The 3,986-nt window shown below is 67.4% G+C and carries 4 protein-coding genes; 2 read left to right on the top strand and 2 right to left on the bottom strand.

All coding sequences use genetic code 11. The features are described from left to right. Nucleotides 1–275 precede the first annotated feature (275 nt). Complete coding sequence (locus ACWCPY_RS43075; protein WP_451274639.1) at nucleotides 276–1,496, bottom strand: ricin-type beta-trefoil lectin domain protein; 1,221 nt, start codon at nucleotides 1,494–1,496, stop codon at nucleotides 276–278. A gap of 161 nt (nucleotides 1,497–1,657) precedes the next feature. Then, on the bottom strand, nucleotides 1,658–2,566 hold the full coding sequence (locus ACWCPY_RS43070; protein WP_451274637.1) for a type VII secretion system-associated protein: 909 nt from the start codon (nucleotides 2,564–2,566) through the stop codon (nucleotides 1,658–1,660). A gap of 662 nt (nucleotides 2,567–3,228) precedes the next feature. On the opposite strand from ACWCPY_RS43070, the gene ACWCPY_RS43065 reads away from it, so the two are divergent. Further along, the gene (locus ACWCPY_RS43065; protein WP_451274635.1) at nucleotides 3,229–3,396 is read left to right on the top strand and encodes a hypothetical protein; all 168 of its coding nucleotides are present in this window, start codon (nucleotides 3,229–3,231) and stop codon (nucleotides 3,394–3,396) included. Nucleotides 3,397–3,622: 226 nt separating this feature from the next. Next, the gene (locus ACWCPY_RS43060) at nucleotides 3,623–3,760 is read left to right on the top strand and encodes a hypothetical protein (protein ID WP_451274633.1); all 138 of its coding nucleotides are present in this window, start codon (nucleotides 3,623–3,625) and stop codon (nucleotides 3,758–3,760) included. Nucleotides 3,761–3,986: the final 226 nt, after the last annotated feature.

Genomic DNA, 3,986 nt, shown 5'->3' with positions numbered 1-3,986 from the left:
AGGTTCCGCACACCAGCGGACGTGGCGGCCTTCCTCACCCCGGAAGCCGTCCAACGCGAGATCAAATCCGCATGTTGATTCTCTGCACGCCCTTACTTGTTCGCTCTGGCAGATGACGAGGCATGGCATGTCCGTTGGCAGTGTGGATTTTCGTGCACCCGCTTTGTCGCATGGGCGCGACGGCGGTCACACCGCATCCGGCGCGGGGCCCGTCTGGGCACCGCGCCGGATGTTCGTACGTGCGGCCGGTCGGCCGAGTGGTCCTATTCGACGCGCTATGCCTTGCTTCGCGACCAGCTCTGGTTCGTCTGGCCATTGCAGGCCCACGTCTTCACAGGGGTGCCGTTGGCGTCCTTGGCGAACCAGGCGTCGACACAGTAGTTCGAGATCTTGGCCACCAGAGCGTGTTCGGAGTTGACACGGAACTGCTGAGCCACGTTGCCGTTGCAGCGCGCGAGCTGCACGACCGCGCCCGACTCGTGAGAGGCGTTGGCAATGTCCATGCACAGCCCCCCCAAGCGGATGGTTCCGTCCGTCTTGAACGTCCACGTCTGCTTGCGAGAGTCGTCGCAGTCCCATATGTACAGCGGAGTGCCGTCCGCGACGGCATCGGCGCTCAGGCACTTTCGGGAGTCGCCGCTGACGATGTGGTAGGTCACCGGACCGGCGGGCGCCGGGGGATTCTTCTTGACGACCGGCCGGGGCTTGCCCGCCTTGGGGCCTGGGCTGTCCTCGGCCTTGGCCTTGGCCCCGGGCGCCGGCTTCTCCTCACCGGCCTGGGGCCTGCCCGGCTTCTTCGCGAGGGGCTTCTTAGTTTCGCCTTTCGGGGTGGGGCTCTCGTCCTTGGGCTTGTCGGGCGCGTATTGCGCGGGCGGTTCCTCGACACGGGAATCGTCGAGCAGGGTGTCCGCGTCAGCGGCCGACACGACCCTCTGCTTCTTGTGCTCATCATCCGACGCTCCGGTGGCGAAGATGAGCAGCGGGACTGCCGCAAGCACCACTCCTGCCATGGCGGCGGCGGCCAGGAAGGGCTTCTTCGGCTTGCCCGAGTCCCCGTCACCGTCCTCGTCGCCCGCTCCTGCGGGCGCTGCGCCCGCGGCGATCGCCACGGGAGGCAGGGCGTCGGCATCGGAAGCCGCCTCGGAAGTGGTCGTGGCGGTACGGGTGGCCGAGCTGTCGAGAGCCGCCGTTCCGCTCGTGGACGAGCCGCTCTCCGACTCACTGTCCTGCCCGGCCGCCGCACGGGATTCCGCACTTGAGTCGGAGCGGTCCGAGACCGTGGTCGGCCTGGTCCGGCCTTCACCATTGTCCCCGTCGTCGGAGGTGCCGGCGGCGACCGCAGACGGCGCGGCCGGAACCAGCGCCGTTTCGGGCTCCGCGGTCATGCCGGGCAGATCGGCCGTCCGCCCGAGTACCCCGGAACGTGGTGCGGGCTCACCCCCTTCCGGCCGCTCCTGCAGCCCATCGCCGCCGGTGCTCTCGCCGCGCGTGGTCATCAGTTGTTCCTCCAGATCGTGCACATCAGTGCGGCCGGCAATGACGCAGGCCCCGTCCCGCTCGGGGAGGGGCGCAGAGGGGATCCGGCGCCGGCCACCCACCTATCGGATCCCCCACCGGTCGTATAGCCGTCCGTGACGGTGCAGCCCAGCCAGCACCGTCAACCTGGTTGGACGCCCGGCGCCTCACCGGCGCTCGTCGCGTCCGTCCGCTCGTCGTCCGGGGAGGTGTCGTCCGGGGAGGCGTCGTTGTTCTCGAAGCCGTCGAGGCTGACGGTAGTCACCGGACGGGCCAGGGGCGGGACACCGATCTCCGGCTCGCCGTCGGCCGCGGCTTGGGTCTGATCGCTCCTGGTCTCCGCGCCGCCCTCGATCTCCTCGCGGATCACGTCGAGTTCCACCGTCATGCTCACCGGGCCGGAGGGATTCAGGTAGAGAACGTGTCCTTCGGGGACCTTGCCGAGAAGGTCGGGGATCTGGTGCAACTCGTACGCCAAGCGCCCGGCCGCGTGCAAATAGACGGGGGAGGTGAACACCGGGACGACCGAGGCGCCGTCAGGGGTGGTCGCCGCCAGGGGCCCACCACCGGGCTGGACGAACACAGCGACCTCGTGGCGGGCTAGGGCCTTGACCACGTCGTCGCCCGGACCGTACCCGGTCGCGGCGAGCTGGACGGCCGCGTCCACGTCGTCGGCAGGCTCCGGCCAGTCGAGCGCCCGGGGGGAAGGCTGGTACGCCTCGTTGTCCTGCCACTCGACGATCTCGCCATCGAGACCGGAACGCCATCGGCCAACCATGGCCCACTCGGGAGGAGTACCCTCGCCCTTCCAAGTGGGATCGACCATGCCCAGCCAGTGATCAGGGGCCAGTCGGCCGGCTTCACGGATCTCGTCGGGGACCGGCGGCGTGTTCTCGTCCGCACCGACGATGCGCCCATTGGCGTAAGAACCCCCGTCCTCGGTCCGCGTCTCGGTCTCTGTCTGCATCTCGGCCTCGGTCTCGGCGGGAATCGGGGAGTCGGGCTTGTCGCCGTCCGACACATCAGGGTTGGCAGGGCTTTTCTTGCTCATCGTTTTCCTCGTTCGGCAGATGGAAGAGACTGCGACCCGGATTTCGGCACTCTGGCGCGCAGCAGGTCCACTGTCCGGATACCGGGCGGACCACGGAGTGACAGAGCTGACCGGGGAAGTGAACGGATTCGGGATGCCAGAGTTTGGGCGAGCCTTCGTGCAGGACCAGGACTATGTGCCAGGGGTACGAGATTCGGCCTGGCACGGAAAAGCGTCACAGACGCAGAGTGTGCGTGCTATTCCTTGGCCACGTGAGCTCACGAACGCGCCTAAGCGGAACGCCCGCTCCCGATGAAGCACGACGGCCCGCTGCCGCTCGGGGTCGCTACGGCTCCGCACATCAGCTCCGGAGTGCCGTCCGTAGCCGAACCTGCCGAGCACGACCCGGCGAACGCGCCGACGGCCCACCGCCGGACAGTCCCTGCCCACATGGACCGGCCCACACCGATCCCCGCTATTGCCGCATCCTAGCGACCCGAACCGCCGACCGGAAAGCGGACCTGCGACACCCGGTGGGTTTTCGCCAGTGGTGGAAACAATGCTCTCGATACTGAGGCTGCTGACTAATCCGTCGATACCCCGCCGTAGGCCGCGCTCCCGCGAGGAAGCCACGGCCCAGAAGAGCAGGGCCGGCCACGAGCAAAGCGTTCTCAGAGTCTGAGATGATCACGGACAGAGACCTGACAGCCACCGGCCTCCAGCATTCGGAAGTCGGAGTTCGTCCCGATGCCGGGCACGTGGTGACGGTCACCGGTCGGCCGCTCGCCGTGACCTGGACCGCCACCTCGGCGTCGACCAGTGCTTCGGTCACCACCTTCCCCGCGCTGTAGCCGGGCGGCGTCCCCTCACCGGACCAGGCTGGGTCGCTCATGCCGATCCAGTGATCGGGCGCGGGGGTGTCGTCCATCGTGTCCTCACATGACGGGGGTGATGGAGTTCCGCTGGTCCGGCAGGGGAACCCCGGGCGAATCGCCGCCGTTCAGCAGCAGCGGGTGGAGGAGGGCCGGGCCGGAACCAGCCCAGAACAGCGGCTCTCACCGTCCCGAGCAACGCATCGTGGACGAAGTCCGGTCGACCGACCCGCAGCCGGAACCGCTGAAGACGGTCGAGCTCGAACTCCGCGATGGGAATCACTCCTCCAAGCAGTTCGACGTGCGTCTGCTGGACAAGGTTCAGATGCCCCTCCCCTCGTAACGTGGAGTCCGTGATCGCAGGGGAGTTCGGATTTACGAGTTGGTGCGTGCCGAGAATCAACATGCTGTCAAACACCCGGCCTGGCCTGTGGTGTCAAGAGTGGAAGTGCGTAATTTATTGTTCTGTGAACCCTATTGATCAGAAACTCAAAGGGTTCTCGTACAGGACGTAGCGGACGTGCGGGCCGCCGAAGTAGCCGCGGACGATGTGTGGTTGACGCTGGCGT

It is taken from the genome of Streptomyces sp. NPDC002403 (genome assembly GCF_053593015.1).
This window is presented reverse-complemented; position numbering and strand designations above follow the sequence as displayed.

Coding starts and splice junctions, on each gene's coding strand:
- ACWCPY_RS43065 (WP_451274635.1), top strand. CDS start 3,229: ATGATCACGGACAGAGACCTGACAGCCACCGGCCTCCAGCATTCGGAA.
- ACWCPY_RS43075 (WP_451274639.1), bottom strand. CDS start 1,496: ATGACCACGCGCGGCGAGAGCACCGGCGGCGATGGGCTGCAGGAGCGG.
- ACWCPY_RS43070 (WP_451274637.1), bottom strand. CDS start 2,566: ATGAGCAAGAAAAGCCCTGCCAACCCTGATGTGTCGGACGGCGACAAG.